This is a genomic window from Heliobacterium chlorum (genome assembly GCF_014502795.1).
GTDB classification, from domain to species: Bacteria; Bacillota; Desulfitobacteriia; order Heliobacteriales; family Heliobacteriaceae; genus Heliobacterium; species Heliobacterium chlorum.
In genome coordinates, this window is sequence record NZ_JACVHF010000157.1 from 1 (window position 1) to 491 (window position 491).

Annotated in this window: 2 tRNA genes; both read left to right on the top strand. The window is 45.4% G+C overall.

Annotated elements, in window-relative coordinates:
- The first annotated feature begins 2 nt into the window (after positions 1 to 2).
- Positions 3 to 77, top strand: a tRNA-Gly gene (locus H1S01_RS20745).
- A gap of 41 nt (positions 78 to 118) precedes the next feature.
- Positions 119 to 201: transfer RNA gene (locus H1S01_RS20750), tRNA-Leu, on the top strand.
- Positions 202 to 491 lie beyond the last annotated feature (290 nt).

The following is a 491-nucleotide window of genomic DNA, read 5'->3' on the forward strand; positions in this document are numbered from 1 at the left end:
ATGCGGAAGTAGCTCAGCGGTAGAGCATCGCCTTGCCAAGGCGAGGGTCGCGAGTTCGAATCTCGTCTTCCGCTCCATTAGACTGCATCTAAATAGGGGAGTAGCTCCATAGGTTCCTGCGAGAGTGGCGGAACTGGCAGACGCGCACGTTTGAGGGGCGTGTGGGCAACCGTGAGGGTTCAAATCCCTCCTCTCGCACCAAATATTAACGGTTGAAATTGTAAAGCCTAAGTGATAAAATAAAATTCCTGTCGAGGACAGAGGATTTTATTACAGCTTAATAAACAAGCTGATACGTTTATATCCTTTATCAAAAGGTTTTTACGCAAAATAAGTTGCATAAAAGTACCAGTTGAAATAGAGGAATAAACATGATATCATAAGATTCTGCCTGGCAACGGGCGAAATAATCTGGTCCTTGAAAATCAAACAGTTGTTAAAGCAAAAGCGTGCGAAACCAAAGTCAATTCGGCCCGCGCAAGCGGGACGGA